Here is a 24,961-nt window from a genome sequence, read left to right as displayed (position 1 = left end):
CTCGAAAAGAAGTATTTAAATATATAGAGCTCTATTACAATACCAAAAGAATGCATTCTTCTCTGCATTATCTTTCCCCTATTGAATACGAAAAAGCCTATTCATCATAGTATCTTAACTTAGTGTCCAATAAATATTGACAAGTCCAAGCTGCCTAGATAAAGTGCCTAACTTTTTGGGTTCAGTTCAAGCATGGTCAGTAGGTTTTCTGTTTTTAAGCTGTATACGGTATACAAAGTTAGTTTCATAATGTGCCTTATCGGAAATTACATGCTAAAAACCTTTTTTGTTAAGAAAAAATTCATATCTATTAATAAATTAGTAAATATTATCCAAGAGGTGATAATATGGATAAGAATAAGTTAAAACTCACATCTTCCGAAATAGGGACACTATGGGGAGAGTATGTAAACGGAACAATGACAGATGTAGTAAATCGATATATGTTCTCTATTATTGAGGATGAGTCAATAAAGATCGTTTTTGAAGATGCTATCAATACCTTCGCAAAACAAAAGAAACAAATCTTAGCTTTTATAGAAAACGAAGGGTTTCCAGTTCCAATTGGATTTACTGAGTCTGACCTCAATAAAGATACCAAAAAATTATTCACTGATATATTCTGCTTGAATTACTTACATATCATGACTTTGCATGGTTTGTTAGGACATACAACTTCATTAGGTGTTTCCGTCAGAGAAGACCTACGGCATTTTTACGATTCATGTGATAATGATGCAAAAAGGATGTATCATCAAACGATTGAATTATTACTTGAGAAAGGAAATTTTCAGAGAGACCCTTATTTTTATCCTACAGAGAACCCTGAATTTATTTCAAGCCAAGACTTCACGGATGGGTTTTTTGGAAAAGGAAGACGTCTATCTGCACCTGAAATTATAAGTATCTCTTTTAACCTTAAAAAAAGTATTATGGCCAAAACTCTTTCTATTGGATTTAGTCAGGTCACTCAATCAAAAGAAGTAAGAAAGTTTTTAGAGGACTCGGAAAAAACGGCTGATGGTCAAATACAAGCTTTTTCAAAAATTATGCATACCGATAATTTACCAGTCTCTATGTCGTGGGAAACAGAAGTTACAACTTCAACAGACTCTCCATTTTCTGATAAATTAATGATGTATCATATTGGTTTCTTGTTCCAAGCTGCACAAATGTATCACGGAGCAGGTCTAGCATCAGCCATGCGAACAGACCTTGTAACAACTTATGAAGGCATCATTCTCAAAAACCTAATGGTAACAAAAAAATGGCTTAATATTATGGTGAAAAATAAATGGATAGAACAACCACCACTTGCTCCTAACAGAAAAGAAATAGCAAAAGAAAAATAATAAAATCTAATATTTTAAGCAAACTACTCAAGATGCTGAAAAGTATCTCCGATCTAGAATCTCATTAACCTACAGAAAAACTCCCTACGAAAATAGGGGGCTTTTCTGCTTTTTAAGCTGTATAAGATATACAAAGGTAATTGACATAATGTTGCTTATAGGAACTTATTTACATATCGATTATAATTATACTTAAAATACACTTTAGGTATTGGAGGAGAATATATAATGGATATTGAAGTAGGGTTTCTTTCCAAAAACTACATAAGTGATATTCCCTCAGGCGGTGGTTTGTTTCCCTTCGGAATAGATGGCGATGCACCTTACATTGTAGAGTATGAAGGTCATGATGTAGACATAGAAATCTTTATTAATAACTGGATGAAAGAGTTAAATAGGTTTCCCATATATACACTTTTTACATATATAAGCTACGATGCAGAAGAAATAGGTGATGTATTTTCATCTGCTAATATTGAATATGTAAAACTAAAAGTAGACAGAGAGACTTTTATTAAAGCTAAAATTGACGATTACAAACAATTTAAAGTCGTTATGCCTTTTTTATATAGCCAAGGAAGTATGAATTGCTTTGCTGCCTGGTCTCTTTCAGAAGATTTATTTAGCTTTGAAAAACGGGATATAAAAACCTTATTTGGAAGAAGAAAGGTTCAAATGCCTGTTGTTACGTTACGAAAAGATTGCACAATGTTTTGGATTTTTTACGATGGTGCATCTGTTGTTTCCCTATCTAATGACGATTTATTTTCTTCAACTAATTCAATTATTAGCTCCTTTCCCCCAGATATTAAAGGGGCTGAGGTGGAATATGAAAAGTGATCCTTATACTTTATAAGCTTTACAAATCTAGTTACCATAATCACAATTATCGGAAACAACATGATAAAAGGCTCTATTTCTTCTATGATAAGGAGCTTTTTATTTGTGAATCTATACTTTTACAAATAGGAAGAAGTATACGTGATATTGAACGATACATTCCTAATCTATAACTAATTACATTTAAGTTCAAAAGCATTCCGAGTAGAGAAAAAAAGGAAAAAATTATTTAATAATTTTTTTGAAATAGGACTATGAGAAATTATCTTTTTTTACTATAATCTATCTGTATGATGTTACGATGCTAATTTCCCACTTGATCCATGTAATACAAATCAGTCTTTACTTTTTATTTTTATGATTACATGTAAGTCAAATTAAATATAGATTGAAGGAGCGTAAATAACCCTTGGTACTCGCAATTATTTATGAATTTTTATCCTCGCTACTAATAAAGCCTGAATCAAAAATTAAAAAACGCGTTAGTTAGTCTAACAATTCATATAGGAAAGATAAAGCCCATCAACTTAGGTCGATGGGCTTTTTTATTTATTTCATACCATGTTACCCCCACCATCTTCTTCTCTTTCTGCTAGTAGGGCGTAGAAACATTTTTGTTCAGTTTTACATAATAGTTCGGCATATGGTTAAAATATCCAAAAAAACACTAAAAATATGTCTTTATCCTTTAAAAATCCAAACATAAGAAAGAATCGATACCTTGATGTTACAAACCAATGTATTCATTAGAACATATACGGGATTCACCATGAACGAATCTTAACATCATTAAACAGGAAACAGTTCAGATTTCGTCGTTCGTCAAGTGAAAGTGGGGAGAAGTTATGGTGTTAAAGGATTTATTTTTTATGCGTTCAAATAAAGACCACGAAGAAGGTGACAATAATGAAACGTAAAGGGGCTTTTCTTTTACTGCTGATGACGATGATGGTCTTGCTCACCAGTTGTTGGAGTAAAAAAGAGTTAACGGACCTTGCTATTGTATCAGCCATGGGTGTCGATAAAACGAAAGAGGGGAGATATCATCTAACACTCCAAATTATTAATCCAGGGAACGTGGCTGGTATACAAGGAGGGGGAGGCGGTACTCAAAGCCCTCCTATTACCATTTACTCGGCTTCTGGTGATAATATAGTCGAAGCAAGTAGACGGGCTTCAGGCAGAATTTCTCGACGATTGTATTATGCTCATGCAAACTTGCTGGTAGTTGGAGAAAAAATGGCCAGAGAAGAAGGGCTTGATACCTTAATCGATGCCCTAGATCGGGATCCAGAATTTCGAAATACTTCCACTATTGTGATTGCGCATCATTCGTCCGCAGCTGATCTTGTTAAAACGTTAACACCAGTTGATAAGATCCCTGCCAATAAAGTACTAAAAACTTTAGAATTTACGGAAAGAAAATGGGGAGAGAATGTAAAAACATCACTCCAAGAGGTGATGAAAAACCTTGAGTCTCCTGGAAGAGGAGCCGTCGTATCAGGATTTCGCCTAGTTGGGAATGCACAGCAAGCACAAAAACTGGATAACCTTCAAGAGAGTGCACCTGCAGCCACGCTTCAAGCTTCCGGAATTGCTGTCTTAAAACAAGGAAAGTTAGTGGATTGGCTGTATGGAAAACCAGCCAGAGGGACAGTATGGATTCTCGACAAAATCCAAGGAACGGATATTAATATTAATTGGGAAGGGAAAAAAGAAGCGATTGCCTATCAAACTGTACGCCAAAAAACAAGTGTGTCTGCCCAAGTGAAGAATGGTCACCCTCATATTTCTGTTCATACGCGTGTTGAAGGAGATCTCGGTGAAATGGAGGTACCTGTTGATATAACTAATCCAAAGGTCATCACAAAAATCGAACAATCTGTGAGGAAAGAAATTAAAAAAGAGTTGAAGAAAGCTATTGAACGTGCGCAAAAAAACAAAACAGATATCTTGGGATTTGGCGAAGTAGTTCATCGTACTAGACCAAATCAATTTAAGAAATTAAAAAAGGAATGGAACGATGTGTACTTTCCAAAGTTAGATGTAGATATTACAGTGGAAGCCTATATACGTCGCGCTGGCTTACGAAACAAGTCATTTCTTTCAGGGATAAAAGAGAATCAAAAGTGATAAAAGGGACGTTCCTGTATGTTGAGCGTTCTTTTTTATTCACTCATATCAAGGAAGATTTCTATATAGAAAAAATAGATGATAAATTATTAAGACAAGAGGTGGGAGTATAACTTGAGCAACTAGGTTATCTAGTCTGCTTTCTATAAAATGGGAGATAATGATGATAAGAATTTCTAATTAGGGTGCTGTAGGGTGGGGCATTGAGAGAGTATAACTAATTGTTTAACTAAGTTCTATAGGTAGTTTTTTTACTTTACCTGCCTTATGGTCTTAAAGGAGTATGTGTTTATGTATATAGGGAATAACCATCTTGTGATTATTGGTTGGAATGAACGAGTCAAGAATCTTCTTTTTTGTTTTGGCGAGTCTTTATCTCTAACTAAGATCGAATTAAAACCCCTTTTCATACATACGAAAAGGGGTTTGCTTTTTTATTTCTTAAATTTATAAGGCAATGTTGTCACAATGACATTTTTTCGATAAAGAAGGTGTGCCCTTAATAATAAGCTTGATTGGTTATGCAACGCGTTATGCCAGCTTTTTCTTGTGATAAATTGCGGAATCAAAACAGTAACAGCCATATGGCTATCATCTGCTCGCTCCTCTACACGATCAATAAAGCGTAAAAGAGGTCCCACTAAGCTTCGATATTGTGAGTAGAAGGTAACTAAGCGTATATCAGGATATCGTTCGTTCCATATCTCTTCCATCCTCTTTTCACTTTCACGGTCAAATGCCACATGAACCGCAATCACTGTGTCTCCAATAATTTTTGCATAGTTAATGGAATTCTCGACAGCTCTTGTTAAGCCTGCAACCGGTATAATGACTACATTTCCTTCTAATGCTAATGCTTCTTTGTCTCCTGGCTTGATACGAAGTTGCTTTCCTACCTCTACATAATGGTTCTTAATACGGTGGAACAGATAGACGATAAGAGGTAAGAAGATTAAAACAGCCCATACTTGTGAGAATTTTGTTGTAAAGAAAATAATCAGTACAGTGAAGCTAATAAAAGCTCCTATAAAATTGGTCACTAATTTCCCCTGCCAACCAGCTGGCTTTTCTCTTAGCCATTTTACAATCATGCCCGTTTGAGATAGTGTAAATGGAATAAATACGCCAACCGCATATAGGGGAATTAACCGTTCTGTATCACCTTGAAATGCGATGATAAGCATAATAGAGGCAATTCCAAGTGTCACAATCCCATTTGAATAGCCCAAACGATCACCACGTATCGTAAACATACGAGGAATATACTTATCTACAGCTAAATTAACAGCCAGTAAAGGAAAGGCTGAAAAGCCTGTATTGGCAGCTAGTACTAAAATTAAAGCCGTTGTACCCTGAACAAAATAATAGAAACCATTTCGTCCAAACACTTGGGAAGCAAGCTGCGAAACAACCGTTTCCTCTGCTTTGGGTGCAATTCCAAACCAATAAGCCAAGAACATGACACCTGAAAACAAAATAGCCAAAATAATACCCATTGCAACAAGCGTACGTACCGCATTTCTTGCAGCCGGTTGTCTAAAATTTGTTACAGCATTTGAAATAGCTTCTACGCCTGTAAGGGCTGAGCACCCTGATGAAAAAGCGCGTAGTAGTAAAAATAAGCTGATTCCTGGAACTGCAGTTCCAATAGCAGGATGAACGTCAGGAGAGACCTGACCAGTGGCTACTTTCCATATGCCTATTCCTATTAAAAGAACCAATGCAAGAACAAATAAATAAACCGGGTATGCTAAAGCAGAAGCTGATTCTGTTACCCCTCTTAAATTCAAAATCATAATAAAAATAACCAATAAGCAAGCGATAATGACTCTATAGTCATGGAGAGCAGGAAAAGCAGACGTTAACGCATCTGTTCCGGATGAAATACTTACAGATACCGTTAGTATGTAGTCTACTAATAGAGAACCCCCAGCAATAAGTCCTGCATTTTCTCCGAGGTTATGTTTAGATACAACATAAGCGCCACCGCCCTCTGGGTACGCATAAATAATTTGTCGATAAGAAAGGATAAGTGCTGTTAAAAGGATAAGTACACCAATACCTATAGGTATTGAATACCAAAACGCGATCATTCCAATGGTAGCAAGCACAATTAAGACTTGTTCTGGGCCGTACGCCACGGATGAAAGTGCATCGGATGAAAGAATAGCTAAGGCTTTGACCTTATTTAACTTTTGTTCACCTAGCTCTTTTGATTTAAGTGGCCTCCCAATTAATAAACGTTTGATGGATGAATAACTCATCTAAACTCCTCCTGAAACCTTTGCCATTTACCTATATTAGTTTACTCTCATCATTCCCCATCTCAGAAAAAAAACACAAAAAAGAACACCAAGGTTCTGCTTAGTGTTCTTTCCAGGACAAATAAAAGCAAACCTTCTCTCCAAACGCTGATGAGGTTAGCTGTCGGGTTCGGGCCTTTAGAGTAGCCCTACCTTCTTTTCGAAGGATTCACCCCTAGTGCAAGTGCACACAAAAATGGGTCCCCCACTCCTTAGTGGATTAAGCGATAAAAGGTATGAAAATAGCAAGATCATATATGTACGTTAGGTACTATACGCCTGAATGTTCCATTTGTAAAGAGAGATATCAATTAATCACACAGAAAAAGGCTACCAAAGAGGATGAAGTCTTTATATTTGTATAAAGAAGGACTTAATTCTTTAAAATTTGATACTTTAATAAAATTTGATAATAACCATAAATAATAAAATACGCTATTAAATAACTGATAAAGGTTCCAATAATATTCCACTCATTAAAATACTCTACTCTTCCTACGGCTAAGCCCATGCCTTCAAAACCTGTAGTAAACAGAGTAAAACAAAATAAAAGCATGATGGTATTCCCCTTCTTTTTTAGTTTAAAATAAATTAAAAAAGAAGCTAGGACGGGATAGAAACCTATATTTAAAGGAAGTGCCGATAAACTTCGATTTCTAAAAGTAGGTTCGAACTGCCAAAAGTAATTAGTCCCCCACTCGTTTAATATAAAGGCTACTGTCATACCTATTGGTGCAATTAGAAGAACGATTATAGGTTCTTTTTTGAACAATATGAAACCAAAAATCCAAGGTACAATAAATCCCATAATAATATTTACTAGTATTTTCTCTCTTCTCCTCTCACTAAGATAACCTTTTAACAGGATTGTCAAAAAGCAGAAAATATAGTAATGAATGTTTTTTTCTTTAAATGAACATTCTATATAAGAAACCCTACAATACTCATTCATACATAGAGGTGAATCTATTATAAATGAATCATAAGTTACGTAAGCCTTTAATTGTATATTTGATCGTTCTAATCGGTCCCTTTACTATTATCTTTTTGACCGATTATTTACTCCGGATAACTAAGAGAGAATAATACTGAATAATAAATAGTATTTCGAGCAAACTACTCAAGACGCCGTGAGGCATCTACGAAAATCCTTTAGCAATAAAGCAGAAAAAACTACTACTTCTCTCCGTCGGCGTGGTTTTTTCTGCTTTTTAGGCTGTATACGCTATACAACCTTAGTTAACATAAAGTCTCTTATCAGAACCCACATCAAAAACGAGTCCTTGATACACAAGGACTCGTTCGCTTTTCAAATTTATCGTTTATACATCTTTTTATACATCCTTGATGTGCCAATAATCTCCTTACAGATAAATGGAAGAAAGGGTGCATAAAAAGTGTACCTTTTATACATATGCCCGTACGAAAAAATATAGTCCATAAGGAAATGATGTGTTATTATATGTCTGCACATGCATTTTATAGTAAAAAGCCATCTGTCCTGCAAATACTGGGTGGCTTTTTATTTTGTATACATGTAGTACATTTTATATTTATAAACTCACTTGATGAGCATGTAATGTCTTTATCCACATAAGAGAGGATGCAAGTGCCAATTCCTTTTCTAGGAAGTTATAGAGGAGTGCTTCTCTTGAAACATTTCTATAAATTTAATAAGGGGTGTAGAGAAGGTAGTATCAGCCCGGTAAATAAAAAGTGTATCAACTAATGAAAATTTTTCAGGAATAGGATAATAGGTAACCTCTTCCAGATGACTGTATCTTTGTACAATAGACAGGGGAAGTAAAGTAACTCCCAATCCAGCTGCTATACATCCCATAAGCGCATCCAAGGAACCAAACTCCATAACTTTAGAAGGCCTTACACCTTCCTCACGTAACCAATGTTCAAACTTCTCACGATAAAAACAACCTTTGTGTAAGACTAAAAGTGTTAAATTACCAACCCTTTCTGATTCTAAGAATCGAGAGAGTAACAAATTTCCTACTAACACTAACTCTTCTTTGAAAACCTTTTTTACAATGAGGTCAGGATGAGATAAAGGTCCAGAGACAAACGCACCATCCAATTTATAATTTAATACTTCTTCAATATGCTGACTAGTAGGTCCCGTCTTTAAGTTTAAATCCACTTGAGGATAAGCAGAATGATAGCTAGAAAGAAATGCAGGTAAATGAACGGCAGCTGTTGTCTCCATTGACCCAATTCCTAACGGTCCCTGAGGCTCTTCTTCATCCCTCATTATTTGTTTCGTTTCGTCTAGAAGGCGAAAAATCTTATCAGCATAGGTTACTAATAATTCCCCTTTTGCTGTTAGTGTAATTCCTTTATTATGTCGATAAAACAAGACAGTTTGTAGGCTATTTTCTAACTGCTGCATCCGAGTCGTAATATTGGACTGTGCATAATTTAGCTCTTTTGCAGCCTTTGAAATACTTCCATACTTAGCAACTGCCTTAAAAATACGCAATGATTGAATATCCATGTTTCTTCACACCTAATTTCTATTTGCCATCTGTTAAAGTGATGGCAAATATCTTTATTTCGAATTATACCATATGGAGAAAAAAGCATATGATAAATATGGAGCAACTTTTGGAAGGAGTGAAGAAATGGATAAAAAAAACCTCTCATTTTTAATAGGAGGATTACTTGCAATGGCCATTGCGTTAGGGATCGGAAGATTTTCTTACACGCCTATCCTACCTCTTATGCAACAGAAATTTGATTTTCCGGAAACTATTGCTGGTTATCTCGCTTCAGCTAATTATGCAGGCTATCTAATTGGAGCTATTTTAACGGGACTATTTTCCATGAAGGGGAGAACGGTTCCTATCTTAAAGATAAGCTTAATTATTGGTGTTGCGACTACATGCTTGATGAGTTTTACAACCTCTTATACACTTTGGGCAATATTGAGATTTCTATCTGGAGTGTGTAGTGCCATTGTTTTTGTATTGGCTTCCAGCATAGTTTTAGGAAAGCTGAGAGAAATAGGTAGGACGAATTGGTCTGGTTTCTTTTATATGGGACCTGGCTGTGGGATTTTCCTAACCGGTATTTCCATTCCTTTTTTCTATCATAATTGGGGCTGGAAAGGAGCGTGGATTGGTTTAAGTGGGTTAAGCTTACTTTTGTTAATTGTTATCTTTCTAACTTTTAAAGAACGTCCTGTCTTCCTACATAACAAAAAAGGAAACGAAGCTCACCAAAGTACAGCTCCACCAAAGAAATGGTTACCTTTCTTGATAGTAGCGAATGGCTGCGAAGGGTTAGGATATATTGTAACGGGCACATTCATTGTCTCTATCGCCCAAAAAACACCTTCTTTTCATTTCGACCCTTCTGTAATTTGGACAGTAGTGGGGATAACAGCCATTCCTTCTTGTCTATTATGGTCAGCGTGTTCTAAAAGATGGGGATTTATCAAATCGTTAATCCTAGCTATGTTCATACAAGCTATTGGTGTAAGCATTCCTGTATGGTCATCCTCATCGTTTAGTTTGTTTGCGAGTGCTGCTATCTTTGGAGCTACCTTCATGGGGATTACTTCTCTTGGAGCTACGCTACTAGGACAAATGGTGCCAAAAAACAATAGCCGGATAATGGGATATTTCACAGCTGCTTACGCAGTTGGACAAATGATTGGTCCCACTCTTGCTGGAGTGCTTTCAGAAGCTACAAATAATTATAATACCTCTTTATTAGGAGCAGCAGCAATTGTCTTCATAGGGTCTATGTTACTTATGTCAGGGTTAAAGTATGAAAATAAAAAAGTATTAACTACCAAGTCCCATCGCTTATTTAAATCTTAATACAACCCGTGTAGTTTACTTTATAATCTGGGGGAGAAAAAAGTGAATTTATATAATCGTGTTTGTGAAGTTTTAGATATTAAGGTACCCATTATACAGGCTGGTATGGCGGGAGACAAAATTACAACGGTAGATCTTATTGTAAACGTATGTGAAGCAGGTGGTCTTGGAACCTTAGGCGCTGCTTATATGCATCCAGAGGATATTCGGCAAGCTGTGAGAGAGATTCGAAAATATACAAACAGGACATTTGCTGTCAATCTTTTTACTACTGAAATGGCAGATAATACAGTTGGGATAGAAGAGGTTCAACAGGTATTAGACACGATGCGAGGCGTTTTATATATTAAGCGCGGTGATCAAGAAGTCAAAACTAAAAATTTGTTTAAAGAGCAATTTAAAGTATTAGTGGAAGAACAAGTTCCTGTAGTAAGCACGGCTTTTGGAATTCTTCCACCTTATGCAATGAAAATAGCAAAAGAAAACGATATGAAGGTTATTACAATGGTTACAACTGTTAGAGAAGCGCTAACAGCACAAGAACAGGGTACAGATGTGATTGTAGCGCAAGGAAGTGAAGCAGGTGGTCACCGGGGAACATTCGATGTAAATGAATGCCCCAATGGAGCGAATATTGGGCTCTTCTCACTTGTACCTCAAGTAGTAGATCAGGTGGATGTTCCTGTCATCGCTACTGGCGGAATTATGGATGGAAGGGGACTAATCGCAGCTTTAGCTTTAGGCGCGAGTGGTGTCCAAATGGGAACTGCATTTTTAGCAACACAAGAATCCGGGGCGCATCCTTGTTATAAAGAAGCTCTTCATGAAAGTAATGAAGAAAGCACAGTTCTTACTAGACATTTTTCAGGTCGTCCGGCAAGAGGAATAGCAAATACTTTTATTAAGGAGTTCGACAATTTTAAGATTCAGCCTTTATGTTTCCCTACACAAAATACCATTACTGGAGAGATTCGAAAAGCTGCAGCTAAGCAAGGTAATAAAGAGTATATGTCTTTGTGGTGTGGTCAAAGTACAAGGCTATTAAAGAAGGATAAAACAGCAAATGAGATAGTCACTGATACCATACAACAAGCAAAAAGTATTCTACAAACGTTCAATTACAGTTAAATCAGCAAATAAGTCTCTTTCTAAACGGATCACTTATTGAATCTATATAATTGGGGTTTTCCTATTAAATCATTAATCTTAAAGATGAAAAATGTAGAATATTTTATTGGCACAGCATTAAATTGAATTTCATCGTTTTGATTCAATATCAAGTGAAACAATCACACTATAGCTTGTAAGAAATAAATAAAAATGTGAAATGTCCCTCTTCAACAGGAGGGGCATTTTATTTTATTAAACTCTTTAAGTAAAACAAAGATTTATTCTAAAGACACAGACTTTTTTAAATTATACACTGTTCATTAAAGTATACTTTTACGGACTTTTCTTTTTTATAGAAAATCTATCATTTTAATCGTTCGTTTAAGTTTTTAATTAAATTACGAACGTCTTATAAAAATCATGCACGTTTACGAACGTTTTTTATGGAATAAGAGGGTGAGAAACACGTACAGAAGGACTGATTTCAGGCTTCATTCATTAGATTTCCACCAGAAGCTTACCATAGTATGTAATTTTTTCTTGGATAGAGCAAGCTACCTCTTTCTTCTTCGTTCTCATGTAAAAAATAATTTCAAATCTGTATAGCAGAAAGGAATTTATAGAAAAGCTGTTAGGATTTATTTCCTTTAAATATAATCTTTCTTTTCTCCTGTTTAATCCGTTTTAACCGTAATTCTATCTTTTTATCTAACGCTCTATACAGTATTTCGCTAGTTGCACATATTAAAAATAAGATTAGAGTAATAATTGCAGCCTTTGGTACATGAAAATAGAAACAAAGTACGACTCCAAGTAGTGACATAGCGTAAATAGAGTTGGTTACCCATCTTCTACTTCTATGAGCTTCTAGGTTTCTCTCAAGTAATTCTTTTTGCCCTTCTTCTTTTTTTGTATCTTTTAAATGATGGTATGTAGAATTCATCGCTTTTTCTCCCCCATGAAAACTAATTGTAAATTATCTCTGTATTAAATATCCTATATGTTTCAATTAAGGAAAAATATGAGGTTTTTCCTTTTTCATATTATATACGAACAAACGTTCTTTTTCAATAAAAACTCTAAAGTTTTCCCGAATATGGATATTGCCTCTACTTCATCTTTCTACATTTTATAATTTAGGGGTCATTTACATAGTCATCCGTATTAAGTTTTAAATAGAAACCCACTGGGTACATGATATACACAATAAGGATGGAATTAAATGTGAAAAGAAGTTTTCGTTTAATTAAAATTTAAGGGGATGGGAAAATGGGAACGAGAAAACAAGTTGCAGGGACTTTTCATTCGGAGCAAGAAGCGATACATGCAATTAAGGGGTTAAAACATCAGGGTTATCGTGAAACAGACATATTAGTAGTAGCAAAGGATAGCAATAATACTTTACAGTTAGGGACTGAGACGAATGTAATGATAGAAGCTGGAACACCAGCTGTAAGTTCGTTGGCAGGTGTGATGATGGACAGCTTTCTTACCATGATGACAGGTGGAATGATTTCTACTACCCAAGCTGGTGGCCTAACTTCAAAACTTGTTAGAATGGGGATTCAAAACTTTACTGCAAAACAGTGTGAAATGGATGTAAAGGAAGGGAAAATCCTTGTCCTAATTGATGTGGATGAAACTCAAACAATTCCTTCATATACTACGGTTAGGGAGTCTCCATACGAGACAGAGGGGCATAGGTCAGTGCTACTTCGTGAAGAGCAACTTAATGTAAGGAAAGAGCGAGTTCAGACTGGGGAAATACAACTTCGTAAGGAAATTGTAGAAGAACTACGAACTATCCAGGTTCCAGTTATGCGTGAGGAAGTCTACGTAGAACGCCGCCCGGTCATAGACGGTCAGTATGATGGTAGCCCATTGACAGAGAACGAGATCATTCGTATTCCTATTATGGAGGAGCGAGTTGAAGTAACCAAGAGGCCTGTAGTTGTGGAAGAAGTCATCATTGGTAAGCGTAAAATTCAAGAGATTAAAGAGATGAAGGATACTGTTCTAAAGGAAGAAGCAAAAATTGAACAGTCAGAACTCCCCGCGATTCCTGAACTTGCTGGCTCTGAAATCTATCAAAACATGGATAATCACGTAGATCAAAGTTACCAAGAAGTTGCAGCTGCAATTGCTTCTGATGCTTCAAAAGAGGAAAAAGTTAAACTTTCAGCCGATAAGAAACAAGAAGCTCAACTTAAAGTGACAACTTCTCCTGTTATCAAAGAGATTGAAGAGGTCACAGCCTCAGTAAACAATCAGAAACCAGAAAGTCATGTTGAAGATACGGATATTACTACTTCTGAAAAAGGGAAGAATAATGAGAAATCAACAAACAAGCAAAAGAAATAAGTATATCTCCTCTATGGTTTATAGCAAAGAGAATAATTAGGGATATTTAAGGAAGGGCTGCCTAGCTGTATTGGCAGCTTTTTTTATTTTTCTTTAAATTAACATAAGTAATGTTTTTAAAATCAAAAAGAATTAAAATAACCCATCAAAATGAGCATAAACAGGTAATAAAATAAAAGAAATGACTTTCATTACTGGAGGTCATTTCTTTTATTCCTAAAAGTCCTGGAGATTATATCAAATTTCAACAGGTATTCTCACTAAATTCTAGAAATATTACTTATCAAAATAACTTAAAAATATTTCCAAATTTGATAAAAGAAGGTGATTGAATGGAGCGAAAGAAATTTATTGAATACATTGATAAGTTACTAGAACAATCTGATGCTTGGAGAAAGGATGCGGAGAAAAGAGAAGACTGGAACAGTGCGTGTTTTTACCAAGGTGAGGTCAAAGCTTATGAGAGAGTAAAGAGATTGGTTAATCAGCAGTTACACGTATAAATAAAAATTACAAACCTAACTCAGAAATGAGTAGGGTTTGCCTTATTTCTTTTTCTAGTTTACATAAGATAAATTATAGGAACCAATTTGTTTTAAGAAAAAGAGGCACTTATGGCACGCTTTACTTTCCTTAACTTAGCGTTGTATTGGTTAAGACCTTGCCTTATTTTTTATATAATCGATCAAACTTTATTTCAAATAAACAGCCACTTGTTTTTCCTGATAATCTATTAGGAAAAACAAGTTAAATTCCTTTTAAAATCGATTACGATAGTAGAATTTAGCATACTTTGATATAGACTTACTTAATAGCTTCAAGCGCCTGTTTCAAATAATCCATTTCAGAAATTATATCGTCTATCTGTCGATTTAACTGATTTACTTTATCAAGAGTATGCTGTGCATCTAATAAATTAATTTCTAACATTAAGCGATTTGCTTCACTCTCAAGGTCTAATTTTTTCACAAATAATTTCTCATGCTTTTTTATAATTTCGTTTTTGGGGTTCTTTATATTGTTTTCTTTCATACTTTCACCTCACTGTTATAAATTTTGTACGAATAATTAATCGCGGTCGTAAACCGTTCATCTGTTTTGCTTAGCATTAAATATCCTCTCCCATCCGATAAATGAATACAACTACTTATAAAAAATAATAGTTTTACAAATTACTCTAGATGACGATAAATATGAACTTTGTAAAAGCTGATAACTAGCTTTTTTTATCAGCGTCATTTATTTCTCTTTCAATAAGAGATACTGAAATTTCAAATGCTTGTATCCGTCTTTTAGCTAAGGTAATTTGAGATTTATATCTATTAGAATTTTCTTTAGCTTCAAAAATCTTTACTGTCTGTTTAAGTTTGTGTAAAGTTGAATCAATTTGACGTTTTGCTTCAACTAATTCAGATACATCAAATTGCATTTAAGTCCCTCCTTTTTATAATTCTTATGAAATTGTAGACAAGCCAGTAGTAATAGGGCCGAATGTAGAAACATCCACCGGATCTAATGGATAACCGGATTAGGTTAACATATATAAGAACATTACAGAACGTGTAATTACAGAGAATGAGCATACTTAAATGAAGAGACTTTCACATGTATTTTAATTAGAAATCTTGCTCCTTCCACATGAGTCCAATTTCTTGCTCTCGTTGCAAAACCTTTTCCAAATAGCGCTCAGTTGTCTTACGATCACTATGCCCTAGTTCTTTCTGGATTAAAAAAATATCTGCTCCCTGCTGCCTACTATAAATCGCATAAAAATGACGAAAGTAATGAGGTGTAATCCTGTCAGTCCGTTCTTTTACAAAAGGTAACTCTGTTCGTTCAATAATACGTACAATATAATTACTTAAATTTTTATATTGATAATATCCTCCATCTTTGGTTGGAAATAGTGGCCCTTGATCACTTGAATTTAATGCTGTGCTGACGTGTCGTCGTTCTCGAAAAGCAAGGATGCGCTCATATAAAGATGGATGAAGTAACTTATCAAATTTCTTTCCACCCTTACCTACTCCTCTTAACCGGTAATGGCCACTTAAACTGTCTAGATATACATCTCCCCACGAAGCTTTAGCTATTTCTTGTACACGCAATCCTGTCATCGCCAACATCGTTAACAAACCATGGTTAATAGAATGGTCTTTGTAATAGTCCAATAACTGTTTAACTTCATGGTAATATAAATCTCGGTTTGGGATTTCTTGTTCAGACAATGATGTACTCAAAATTTCCTTATGTAATGGTTGCTGAATATACTTTGCTTCATGTAGCCATTTCATAAAACTCTTTAAAATTGTCATTTTGGCATCTAAAGTTGCGGGTGAATAAGGTTTCCCACCCTTACCCAATAATGCGGTACTTAGATAGGCCTGGTAGTTACGTATATGCCAAGGACGTAGGTTTTTAAAAATCGTTTCTTCTATATAATAGTCAACATCTTGGCGCAAGAACGACTCACTTTGTACCGCATACTGATAAAACTGCAACAAAATTCGTACGTATTCCGTCTTTGTGTTTTCTTTTCGTTCTCGATCCTTCCGAATATGCTTTCGTTGATGAACGTAGTAGTACATCATTTCTTCATCTGTAAAATCGCTGAACATATCTTCATTTTTTCGCTGGTGATAATCATTTCTTTCTTCTAATGCATCATAATACGTACTATCCAGCATCAATGAAACGATTTTATTGAAATCCCCTTTTCTTTCTCTTACTTGTGTTCCTATATGTACTAAAGAGAAATCGTGCATAAAACCTCTCCTCTCATAAATCATGTCTTTTTATTTATAACTCTTCCTTAAGTTAAATCATTTTCCCCTATAGGTAATATTAAGTTTACATTTATATATATGTAGATGATAAATAACTTTTAAAACATAATAATAATTTTGACATCAACTTTAAAATTACTAGAGATCTTAATTAAATATCAATTTCTTTTATAATTGAGTATTTTAATAAATCTATTTATTGTACAAATTACTTATTAATTGTACCTTATTCAAAAACAAAAGTATAAAATTACTTTTTATAAATATAGCATAGTATTTATATAGTTTGTAGAAAAATCTCCTATTTGTCGTCACCTAAAGTAAATAATAAAACATAATATTATATAAGTTAGTTTTACTATTTACATATCAGTTAAAAAAACTTTTATCTTATAACTATACATAAATATGATATAATTAATTATTAAATATAAGAAAAAGAATAGGAGTGTATGTCATGATTGATAATCCTACTAAAATTATTACCATTGAAGATGTAATGGGAATGTTAGGTGTTTCATCAAAGAAAACTATTTATACATATATTCAACAAGAAAAATTAAATCCTATTAATAAAGATGACTGGCATATTGAAGGACGTTATGAATTTGATATCGAGGATGTTGTTCGTTTACAAGAAGAGTTAAAAAAGCCAGGACTTACGACAAAAGAAGTCGCGCATCAACTGGATATCTCGGTCACAACGGTGAATAAGTATATTAAGCAAGAACTGTTACCTGCGTTCCAAGAAGAATACCGGGGCATTAATTGTTATTTTGTGAATGAAGAAGATCTAGAAGCGTTTAAGCTCACGCATGAAGTAGGGCGCAAACCGAGTAAGCGTCATTTTTATCATGCCGAACAAAATATTGCGCTATTTCAGCTTTTTGTGAAGAAAAATGAAGAAAAAGAGCAGTTTGCCCGTATCATCTCTGTAGAAGATCCAATTATGGCTGTTACAGAACAACATGAAGAGATAACATTAGAGGAGTTACTTCACCGAGGCTTTGAAGCAGCCTACGAGATTGAATCAAAAAAAACTGTTACCAAAGAAGGCTATGCTACATTTGCCTTTAAGCAAACAGCCTATGCAAAATCACAACTTTACAAGCTCATAGATTTATTTTATGAGTACCTAAGCCCAACCAACATGAGAATTACTCCACAAGAAGAGAAAGAACAATTTATCGTTGAAATCAAACCTGTATTATTGACGGAATCAGCACAAGAAATTGTTGAGCTATTAGAGTCGGTTCTTGTTTCAGGGAAGATTAACAAACGCAGCCGTGGGATTTATATTGATAGCGATTTAGAAGTGGTACGCGTAAAGGTATCAAGCGATTTAAAGAAAGAACTACAGCAAAAAGCCAAGGAATTAGGCAAAAAGAATGTGGAAGAATTGCTATTGTACGCTGTACAAAAATTATAGGATAGACTGAAATCTAAAGACAACAAACTCACCAGTTTGTTGTCTTTATCTATTATAATGAATGATCTATTTGTCATCAGTTACAGTAAATAGTGAAACTAATTATTTTTACGAAATACTTTACTATTTACTTAACGTAATGGATTTTATCGGTATGAAATAGAAAAGATACCTTTTAGTTTTAATATCAAGTAACCGTTTTCATTTTCTACTTTCTCAAAATGATTTGATAGGTTATAATAAATATCTACAAAAATATTAAATGATATGTAAGTAACAAGCAATTACACCCTTAATATTTAGCTAAAAGAAAAGCCCACCTCTGACAAATCAGGTGGGTTTTTCTTTTTTAGATGTATATGGTATACATCCTTAGTTAACATAAAACGAATTAAAGGAACCATGAGAAGATTATATAATAATGGATTTTCTAAGCATCAAAATGATTCTAATTTCATAAATTCATTTCTGTGTGTAGAGTAAACTTCCTTATTCCTCCTACATTTGGTGGAGTTCTAAATATTCTTTTAATGTTTGCTGTAACGTCCCTTTTGTTTCTGCTTTTTCTTCAAAGGAGATTCCTGAGTGAATCATTGTCCGCACCAGGTCCGCACGTAAACCTGTAAGAACAGCCTTACATCCCATCATTGAAATTCCAGTTAATATTTTTTGGAAATGATCAATGACATACATCTCCATGTTAGCAATTCCAGACAGGTCTATAATTAATGTTTGAATCTTTAAATCTGAGATGCCCATCAGTACTTTCTCCTCAATCGTTTGGATACGATTAATGTCAATCATTCCAATCAACGGTAGTACAGCTACAGATTGGCTAAGTGGTATAATGGGTACCGATAAATTTTCAACCAAGTCCCTTTGGGAGGCAATTAATTCATCTTTATACTTTGAGTAACTAATAACAAAAGTGTTAAGAAATTGATCAATTCTATCATTAATTCGCTTTTCTAAGGCATAGAATTCTTCAAGGTCATTAAAATGGTTATTTATTCGATCATATTGATAGAGAAAATGCCATAATGTTCGCCTAATGGCCTGTACCCATTCTAGTTTGAAGGCAAGAGTTAAGGCGTGCTCCGCCCATGCTACGCCTTCTTGCTGAGCGAAAGCAATGAGTTGGTCTTCTTTTTGTTCTACGACATATAGAGATAACTTTTGAGCATTTTTTAAAAGATCAATATTTCCTGTTTCTAAAATATCATTAATATTAGAGGCTACGTTAACCGCCTCTGATAAGAGTTTGTCTTGGAAATTTTGTTTGTTATCTTTAATAAAATCCGTCATTTTCTCCCTCGGATTATAAATAATCTCCATTTTGAATACACCCCTTATTGTTTATTGATTATTATTATCCTTAATTAATAAATATCGCCAAATGAATTATTATTTATTTTTATGCCCTATACTACCCATACTAAATATGTTTTTAAATAATATCCTTTATTCCCACATTTAAATATATATTTCAAGTACATCTTTTATATCATATATATCCGTGGTTCCCAACCATGATACATTTGTTATATAGTTTCTAACCTTAAGGTGAAATTACACTTTTTTACAAATTTATTTCATTTTTAAAATATTTATTTCAATTATTTGGAGCTAATAACTTATATATATACCCTATGGTAAAATAGATTAAACTTTAAATTGCGAGAAATGGGTTGATGATAAATGACAATAATTAAAATTAAAGAAATGTTAGAAACTTTATTACAGTATGAAGACAGTGAAATTACTCATACCATTTGTAGTAAAAATAATACCTTTTCTCTCAGTTATTCTAAGGAACTAAAGAATTTTCAAGTAAAGAATATTGAAACGGGTCATATTGAATATTTTCCAGATGTGGAGGCTACCTCTTTAGCTTTGTATAGAATAATAAGTACTGTGGAAAAAGAAGTCACTGAGTAATAAATCATTTTTAAAGTTTACATAATCAGATTATAAGAAGCAAAAAGAGCCTGAATTATTTAGAAAGAACTTCCTTTTGGTTTGAATATATAAATTCTTTTACTTCCACAAAAGAGAGACCTAATTGATAAGCTTCCTTCATAAGACTTATCCACTCCTGATCAAGCCCACCATCTTCTTCTTTTAACACCCACAATTCCTCCAACCTTCCTAATCGGAATTAATTAAATTCTAACATTCAACAACAATATATTAGAAATCGATACTATTTATTCAACATATTTCTTTTAATGTCCTGCAACATAAGTCTTTTTATATAATTAATTAAGATTTAATGTAGAAAAAAGCAAATTTTTCCCTCACTTGAATTCTTTCTATTTTAAAGATTTATTTCATATAAATCTTTAGTTGTGATCCTGTTCATTATAAGCACCAAAACATTTTTTATAAAATATGTTTTGATTTCTATGATAAGGGTAAAGTATTAAACTGGATTGAATTTTCAAGAAACATTCTTTTTTAAGTTTGTTTCTTTTTTTTGGTAATTATAGAATAAATAATAAACAGTAAATTGAGCAAACTACACAAGATGTCGCCAAACATTGACGTATACAACTAAATTCTGCAACAGAAAAAACCTACCTCTTTTGACTGGGAAGAGATAGGTTTTTTTGTTTTTTGAATACGTTTTCAAATAAAGATATTTAATGTCTGGAGATTAACTCACTCATTAATCTGTTTAAAGCAAGGTATACGATCTCATGCTCTGTATTCGTCAGTAAGAGCAGGTATTAACACTTATATTTTTTATGAAATAATTTACTATTTACTTAAATAACGAGGGATATAATATGGAACAATTTAACGTTTTACTTTAAAGCGTTAAATTGTTAATCTGTTATTAGACAATCTTTCTTTTAGTGTTATTCATTAGCCCAAAGTACAAACCATATATAGTGGTCTGTGCTTTTTTTTAAGATTTATTTTAATATCGAGTGAATAGATCTATTGCTTAAAATAAGTACAGGATACAGCCATTAAGTGGTCAATTTCTTTTTTCGCAATCGGTTTAACCTTCGTTGAACCCCATACCTTGATCGTCCTATAAGTTGACCGATTTCTTGTTGAGTACGACCTTCCTCGTAGAACATATACCATAGACGGGCATCTTCTTCTTCAGTCCACTGTTTCTTTTCATATTTTGGACGATTATAATAATCATATTTCCGTTGTTTCCTTACCCAATCCGGCTCTGGCAAAAGAGTATTTGTAGGTATTTTAGAAAAATTAAGGAGCTTTTTATTTTGCTCAGCCCATTTCCAAAAGGCTGATACTTCAATTCCTACAAATTTTCGTGTTTTTGCCCTCGTGATTTTATGAGGTAATTTCTTTTTTTGAATCCATTTATAGATAGTATGAACATCAATTTGAAGAAAACTTGCTAGTTCATATACTGTAATACTTCCTGTATAAGCTCTTACTCCATATACGCCTAAGCGATTTAATCTAGACTCTAATGCTGGTATACTTCGCTGCAGTCGTTTAGATATGTGTTTAAGAGATTTGGATCCATAATACTTTAATAGGTATTCATCCTCTTGGTTCGTCCATCTCCGCAGTGTTTCTCGTCGTGTTAGTTTTAATATTTTAATACGAGTAGCAATAGAAGAAGGTGTCTTACCTAAATGATTTCCTATTTCCCGGTTATTCATGATATTAATGTTTTCTTTTAAGAAAGTATCTTGTTCCGTTGTCCATTTTTTATGTAAGCAATTCTCTTCATTTCGAAGGTTTAATCGTACAATCCGTTTATTAACAGATTCTTTGCTACGATTTAAGTGTTCACCCATTCTTTGGAACGTCATCTGTCCATATTGTTTTTTAAGGAATAAATCTTCCTCCGTTGTCCATAGCTTTTGATTTTTACTCAATGTTATCTCCCTCCAGTGCGTGTAGAAATCTTAAAGTGAAGAAGACAGTAAAAAGGACGTTAGTGGTCTGTACTAACGCCTTTGATGATATTTATATTTATGGATTAGTAGTGCTTTTATTTATGATTACCTAAATTAGTTATAGTATGGCGTATTATCGGTATGTATATAATATATCATATTTTCACATGGAGAAATAAATATAAATTTCTCTTTATAAAGCTATAAAGTACTTAGGTATTACTTTTCTAAACTACAGAAAGTCCATTATAATTTAGCCTATACTTCGACGTACATTTGTCTAAAAGGATGTTCCTTTTTGGACGCTATTAGTTATTAATTGACTTGTAGAATCGATTTACGCTAACATTGAACAAACTTAATACTCCAAAGGGGAGTAGCTGTACAACAAAAGTCGTCACTACGAAACATTTTGTTTCCGGCTTTGTTGGCAATCTTAATTGTTAGCAAGACCTTTGCCTACATTTTTAGTTAGGTGAAGTCTGTGTTTATACATCAAGCGCTTTTATCTACTAAAAAGATAAAAGCGCTTTTTGTTTTTTATAGATTTAAACTAATTATGAGGAGTGGTTAAATCATGTTCAAGAAACTGTTTGATTCACTAATGAATAATTAACATAAGCATTACAGTAGTAGTGATTACAAGAGAGGAAAATCAAAACCTTTTAAGAGTTATAGCAGTAGTGACGATTATAGAAAAGGCCGTGATCATCATGGAAGTTATGGACATCATCATTATAAGAGAAAAAGAAAGAGTGGAAGTTTCTTTAGTAGTTAAATAAAAAAAACACCCTTATTCTAAAAGCATTTGAAATGGTAACTTTTTAAAGGAGTCTATAAATGGAGTTAAATAATAACATATATTTTTTCTTCATAAAGACTATTTTCTGAGACAAGCATATGTATAAAAAGCTGCATACTCCGGAGAAAGAATCCTTGGTAGAAGGCTTATACATAATCGGCAGTCTTTGTTGTAGTTATTCTTCATAATTTGTATTAAATATAAATAAATATAAGCTAATTCTAGAAGTATATGTTTTACTTATCTAAAAGAAGGGAATAATAGGGTCAACTTGATAAAGGGAGTGATCTTATGCAAGCCGATATGACGGTCGAAGAAGTCAAAGCCCAAATTCAGTACTTAGGAACAAATGGACAATCTCTAAAAAAGAAAAAAGTAAAGCAAACACATCCAAAACTAATGAAAAATGCACTTTATTTTTTCCCTAGCTGGGAACATGCTATGGTAGAAAGTGGTGTAAATGGCATATAATAAGCAGAAACTCAGTCTTTTTTGACTGAGTTTCTGCTTATTATATATAGAAAGCTTTTAAAGGAAAAAGAATGATGGGTGTGGAATACAAAGAAAAACGGTTGCACAAAGATAGGAGAGATAAAAGACATGAATGCTACATTTAATCAACTTTTATCAATGAAAAATCTACGTGACGTTAAAAAAACAGAAATTTTAGTGCAAATGGAACAAGCTTCAAAAAATAAAGATAAAGAAACCCTCTTACGATTAACTAAACAGCTTCGAAGTATCTCATAGAATACCCTCTGTAATAGAATTAACCCACTAACAGGAAGACTTTACATGAGAACAATAAAAAGCGACTTATCTATCCTAATTCGAACAGTAAGGTCGCTTATCCTATTTTTCATTCATATATTTACCCTTCCACTTTACAATATGTGTACATTTATCATGTTATATGTTCATCTTCTAACTGAATTACATCGTTATCCTGAGATTGATTGAATAAATAAGTAAGGTATGAATGTAGTTCGAATCGGTCTTCATCAATAAAATTAGAAAACACCTGTTTATATTCTTTCAACATCTTTTCCTCCTTTATTTATGTTTCTTACTTCTATCATTACCTATCTAGTAATCTCTTATACATCCAAATTAATAATGTACTTATTGATTGTATTAACTTGTATGTACGAAGTTGTATGTAACACAACACAAAGTTAAAAAAAGTTCATTCTTTCTTTTTGTATGGGCTCCACCTGCGCCAAATACAACGATAGCCACGCATGCTATCCACCTGATTTCATCATAACAGAAAACGTTTACATTATAAATAGTTATATCTGTAATTATAAAAAGTGATTATATTATTTTTATGGACTTTTTGAAATATACGTAGATTTTAAGAGCGTAAAATATCCTGGGTAAATAAAAATATTCTTCAATGTAAAGAGATAATTAGTGATCAAACGATCGATAGGAGATATTCATGTGCAATACTCTCTGGGAGTTATTCTAAAGGGATCCCTCTTTTTATGTCGAAAATTAGCAAGTATTAAGGAGGGTTAAGGATAATTAGTGAAGGTTGATTGTAATGTCATATTTAAAGCAAAAATTATACTGCTTTGTGGTTATATAACAATGGTACTTGTGAAATTAAGGAACAAGATTCATTAGGAAAAGTTAAATTAGTATCAGTTTCTGAGTTTAAAGTGCTAAAAACATCGTTTTTTTCTAATCCGATGTTTTTTAAGTACTTATAAATTTAGTTTTAAGGGTTAGAAAAGATACATTTTCACGAATGGGTTGTTAACTGTCGTCAAGAGGATAGTTTAAGTGAAAGTATATTAAATAAAAGGTTTTAAGATTTATACACAATGTAGACAAATAGCGAATAAGGGACACTTTTTATGTAGTGACCCTTATTCGGATTATAATTCAACTCTTCCAGGTATTTTTTATTAGGAAATGGATAGTTTCATCGTGTGAATATTCAATTTTTATCTAGATTTGGCCTTTTGTTATTCAAATTCATACGAGATTTTTTATTGTCTAGTAGATGCTTAATTTCTTTGAAGCTTACAAAACTTTTATTTTGTTGATCTAAAAGTCGAAAACGAAGGGACTTCAAGCTTGTGCTTAGTGTAATGGTTGTTGCTTTCTG

The 24,961-nt window shown here is 33.5% G+C and carries 22 protein-coding genes, 1 pseudogene and 1 riboswitch; of the genes and pseudogenes, 13 read left to right on the top strand and 10 right to left on the bottom strand.

Annotated features, from left to right (window positions below; all coding sequences use genetic code 11):
• The 4 genes from AC1DEF_RS27815 to AC1DEF_RS27800 all read left to right on the top strand — a co-directional run.
• A partial coding sequence (locus AC1DEF_RS27815) for an IS3 family transposase (protein WP_477727620.1) occupies positions 1-110 on the top strand: 110 nt, incomplete at its 5' end.
• Between the two features lie 237 nt (positions 111-347).
• Entirely contained in the window at positions 348-1,352 is a 1,005-nt protein-coding gene (locus tag AC1DEF_RS27810) for a DUF3231 family protein (protein WP_097825509.1), read from the top strand.
• A 228-nt stretch (positions 1,353-1,580) separates the two neighbouring features.
• Positions 1,581-2,192, top strand: coding sequence for a hypothetical protein (locus tag AC1DEF_RS27805; protein WP_097825510.1), 612 nt, complete (start codon positions 1,581-1,583; stop codon positions 2,190-2,192).
• Positions 2,193-3,098: 906 nt separating this feature from the next.
• Positions 3,099-4,325: a Ger(x)C family spore germination protein gene (locus AC1DEF_RS27800; RefSeq protein WP_097825511.1), complete on the top strand. Its 1,227-nt coding sequence runs from the start codon at positions 3,099-3,101 to the stop codon at positions 4,323-4,325.
• A 434-nt stretch (positions 4,326-4,759) separates the two neighbouring features.
• Here the strand turns inward: AC1DEF_RS27800 and AC1DEF_RS27795 are convergent, their stop codons facing one another.
• The 3 genes from AC1DEF_RS27795 to AC1DEF_RS27785 form a co-directional block, all read right to left on the bottom strand.
• On the bottom strand, positions 4,760-6,589 hold the full coding sequence (locus AC1DEF_RS27795; protein ID WP_097825512.1) for an APC family permease: 1,830 nt from the start codon (positions 6,587-6,589) through the stop codon (positions 4,760-4,762).
• A 131-nt stretch (positions 6,590-6,720) separates the two neighbouring features.
• Positions 6,721-6,865: riboswitch (cyclic di-AMP (ydaO/yuaA leader) on the bottom strand.
• Between the two features lie 136 nt (positions 6,866-7,001).
• The gene (locus AC1DEF_RS27790) at positions 7,002-7,502 is read right to left on the bottom strand and encodes a CBO0543 family protein (protein ID WP_477727685.1); all 501 of its coding nucleotides are present in this window, start codon (positions 7,500-7,502) and stop codon (positions 7,002-7,004) included.
• A 750-nt stretch (positions 7,503-8,252) separates the two neighbouring features.
• Complete coding sequence (locus AC1DEF_RS27785) at positions 8,253-9,134, bottom strand: LysR family transcriptional regulator (protein WP_230185309.1); 882 nt, start codon at positions 9,132-9,134, stop codon at positions 8,253-8,255.
• A gap of 127 nt (positions 9,135-9,261) precedes the next feature.
• On the opposite strand from AC1DEF_RS27785, the gene AC1DEF_RS27780 reads away from it, so the two are divergent.
• The gene (locus tag AC1DEF_RS27780) at positions 9,262-10,464 is read left to right on the top strand and encodes a YbfB/YjiJ family MFS transporter (protein WP_477727684.1); all 1,203 of its coding nucleotides are present in this window, start codon (positions 9,262-9,264) and stop codon (positions 10,462-10,464) included.
• Positions 10,465-10,506: 42 nt separating this feature from the next.
• Positions 10,507-11,592, top strand: coding sequence for an NAD(P)H-dependent flavin oxidoreductase (locus tag AC1DEF_RS27775; RefSeq protein WP_477727683.1), 1,086 nt, complete (start codon positions 10,507-10,509; stop codon positions 11,590-11,592).
• Between the two features lie 613 nt (positions 11,593-12,205).
• Here the strand turns inward: AC1DEF_RS27775 and AC1DEF_RS27770 are convergent.
• The gene (locus AC1DEF_RS27770; protein WP_028408938.1) at positions 12,206-12,517 is read right to left on the bottom strand and encodes a hypothetical protein; all 312 of its coding nucleotides are present in this window, start codon (positions 12,515-12,517) and stop codon (positions 12,206-12,208) included.
• A 326-nt stretch (positions 12,518-12,843) separates the two neighbouring features.
• Here AC1DEF_RS27770 and AC1DEF_RS27765 point away from each other — a divergent pair, with 326 nt between their 5' ends.
• Positions 12,844-13,935, top strand: a complete 1,092-nt coding sequence (locus tag AC1DEF_RS27765) for a YsnF/AvaK domain-containing protein (RefSeq protein ID WP_097825518.1) — start codon at positions 12,844-12,846, stop codon at positions 13,933-13,935.
• Positions 13,936-14,267: 332 nt separating this feature from the next.
• Positions 14,268-14,438 (top strand): hypothetical protein, encoded by a 171-nt coding sequence (locus tag AC1DEF_RS27760; RefSeq protein ID WP_165574757.1) that lies wholly within the window; start codon positions 14,268-14,270, stop codon positions 14,436-14,438.
• A gap of 301 nt (positions 14,439-14,739) precedes the next feature.
• Here the strand turns inward: AC1DEF_RS27760 and AC1DEF_RS27755 are convergent, their stop codons facing one another.
• The 3 genes from AC1DEF_RS27755 to AC1DEF_RS27745 form a co-directional block, all read right to left on the bottom strand.
• Entirely contained in the window at positions 14,740-14,967 is a 228-nt protein-coding gene (locus tag AC1DEF_RS27755) for a hypothetical protein (RefSeq protein WP_097825519.1), read from the bottom strand.
• Positions 14,968-15,151: 184 nt separating this feature from the next.
• A complete protein-coding gene (locus AC1DEF_RS27750; RefSeq protein ID WP_097825520.1) occupies positions 15,152-15,364 on the bottom strand; it encodes a hypothetical protein in 213 nt (70 codons plus the stop codon).
• Between the two features lie 187 nt (positions 15,365-15,551).
• A complete protein-coding gene (locus AC1DEF_RS27745; RefSeq protein ID WP_097825521.1) occupies positions 15,552-16,700 on the bottom strand; it encodes a tyrosine-type recombinase/integrase in 1,149 nt (382 codons plus the stop codon).
• Between the two features lie 478 nt (positions 16,701-17,178).
• Between AC1DEF_RS27745 and AC1DEF_RS27740 the strand changes: the two genes are divergently transcribed.
• Positions 17,179-18,150: a helix-turn-helix domain-containing protein gene (locus AC1DEF_RS27740; RefSeq protein WP_097825522.1), complete on the top strand. Its 972-nt coding sequence runs from the start codon at positions 17,179-17,181 to the stop codon at positions 18,148-18,150.
• A gap of 498 nt (positions 18,151-18,648) precedes the next feature.
• Here the strand turns inward: AC1DEF_RS27740 and AC1DEF_RS27735 are convergent, their stop codons facing one another.
• The gene (locus tag AC1DEF_RS27735) at positions 18,649-19,485 is read right to left on the bottom strand and encodes an STAS domain-containing protein (RefSeq protein ID WP_043978777.1); all 837 of its coding nucleotides are present in this window, start codon (positions 19,483-19,485) and stop codon (positions 18,649-18,651) included.
• 363 nt (positions 19,486-19,848) lie between these two features.
• On the opposite strand from AC1DEF_RS27735, the gene AC1DEF_RS27730 reads away from it, so the two are divergent.
• The gene (locus tag AC1DEF_RS27730) at positions 19,849-20,088 is read left to right on the top strand and encodes a hypothetical protein (RefSeq protein ID WP_043978780.1); all 240 of its coding nucleotides are present in this window, start codon (positions 19,849-19,851) and stop codon (positions 20,086-20,088) included.
• A 55-nt stretch (positions 20,089-20,143) separates the two neighbouring features.
• Here the strand turns inward: AC1DEF_RS27730 and sinI are convergent, their stop codons facing one another.
• The gene (sinI, locus tag AC1DEF_RS27725; protein WP_116733209.1) at positions 20,144-20,278 is read right to left on the bottom strand and encodes a DNA-binding anti-repressor SinI; all 135 of its coding nucleotides are present in this window, start codon (positions 20,276-20,278) and stop codon (positions 20,144-20,146) included.
• A gap of 847 nt (positions 20,279-21,125) precedes the next feature.
• Positions 21,126-22,019 (bottom strand): hypothetical protein, encoded by an 894-nt coding sequence (locus AC1DEF_RS27720; RefSeq protein WP_097825523.1) that lies wholly within the window; start codon positions 22,017-22,019, stop codon positions 21,126-21,128.
• Between the two features lie 598 nt (positions 22,020-22,617).
• Here AC1DEF_RS27720 and AC1DEF_RS27715 point away from each other — a divergent pair.
• From AC1DEF_RS27715 to AC1DEF_RS27705, 3 genes and pseudogenes are all read left to right on the top strand, one after another.
• Positions 22,618-22,818 (top strand): annotated as a pseudogene (locus AC1DEF_RS27715) (hypothetical protein).
• A gap of 315 nt (positions 22,819-23,133) precedes the next feature.
• Positions 23,134-23,313: a hypothetical protein gene (locus AC1DEF_RS27710; RefSeq protein ID WP_043978786.1), complete on the top strand. Its 180-nt coding sequence runs from the start codon at positions 23,134-23,136 to the stop codon at positions 23,311-23,313.
• Positions 23,314-23,442: 129 nt separating this feature from the next.
• The gene (locus AC1DEF_RS27705) at positions 23,443-23,592 is read left to right on the top strand and encodes a phosphoesterase (RefSeq protein WP_097825524.1); all 150 of its coding nucleotides are present in this window, start codon (positions 23,443-23,445) and stop codon (positions 23,590-23,592) included.
• The last annotated feature ends 1,369 nt before the right edge of the window (positions 23,593-24,961 follow it).

Source organism: Priestia sp. 10L35, assembly GCF_056395685.1.
The sequence above is the reverse complement of the archived record's forward strand: the minus strand, read 5'-3'. Positions and strand labels throughout refer to the sequence as shown.

Coding starts and splice junctions, on each gene's coding strand:
- AC1DEF_RS27745 (WP_097825521.1), bottom strand. CDS start 16,700: ATGCACGATTTCTCTTTAGTACATATAGGAACACAAGTAAGAGAAAGA.
- AC1DEF_RS27800 (WP_097825511.1), top strand. CDS start 3,099: ATGAAACGTAAAGGGGCTTTTCTTTTACTGCTGATGACGATGATGGTC.
- AC1DEF_RS27805 (WP_097825510.1), top strand. CDS start 1,581: ATGGATATTGAAGTAGGGTTTCTTTCCAAAAACTACATAAGTGATATT.
- AC1DEF_RS27730 (WP_043978780.1), top strand. CDS start 19,849: ATGACAATAATTAAAATTAAAGAAATGTTAGAAACTTTATTACAGTAT.
- AC1DEF_RS27740 (WP_097825522.1), top strand. CDS start 17,179: ATGATTGATAATCCTACTAAAATTATTACCATTGAAGATGTAATGGGA.
- AC1DEF_RS27765 (WP_097825518.1), top strand. CDS start 12,844: ATGGGAACGAGAAAACAAGTTGCAGGGACTTTTCATTCGGAGCAAGAA.
- AC1DEF_RS27780 (WP_477727684.1), top strand. CDS start 9,262: ATGGATAAAAAAAACCTCTCATTTTTAATAGGAGGATTACTTGCAATG.
- AC1DEF_RS27735 (WP_043978777.1), bottom strand. CDS start 19,485: ATGGAGATTATTTATAATCCGAGGGAGAAAATGACGGATTTTATTAAA.
- AC1DEF_RS27705 (WP_097825524.1), top strand. CDS start 23,443: ATGAATGCTACATTTAATCAACTTTTATCAATGAAAAATCTACGTGAC.
- AC1DEF_RS27760 (WP_165574757.1), top strand. CDS start 14,268: ATGGAGCGAAAGAAATTTATTGAATACATTGATAAGTTACTAGAACAA.
- AC1DEF_RS27755 (WP_097825519.1), bottom strand. CDS start 14,967: ATGAAAGAAAACAATATAAAGAACCCCAAAAACGAAATTATAAAAAAG.
- AC1DEF_RS27750 (WP_097825520.1), bottom strand. CDS start 15,364: ATGCAATTTGATGTATCTGAATTAGTTGAAGCAAAACGTCAAATTGAT.
- AC1DEF_RS27810 (WP_097825509.1), top strand. CDS start 348: ATGGATAAGAATAAGTTAAAACTCACATCTTCCGAAATAGGGACACTA.
- AC1DEF_RS27710 (WP_043978786.1), top strand. CDS start 23,134: ATGCAAGCCGATATGACGGTCGAAGAAGTCAAAGCCCAAATTCAGTAC.
- AC1DEF_RS27795 (WP_097825512.1), bottom strand. CDS start 6,589: ATGAGTTATTCATCCATCAAACGTTTATTAATTGGGAGGCCACTTAAA.
- AC1DEF_RS27785 (WP_230185309.1), bottom strand. CDS start 9,134: ATGGATATTCAATCATTGCGTATTTTTAAGGCAGTTGCTAAGTATGGA.
- AC1DEF_RS27770 (WP_028408938.1), bottom strand. CDS start 12,517: ATGAATTCTACATACCATCATTTAAAAGATACAAAAAAAGAAGAAGGG.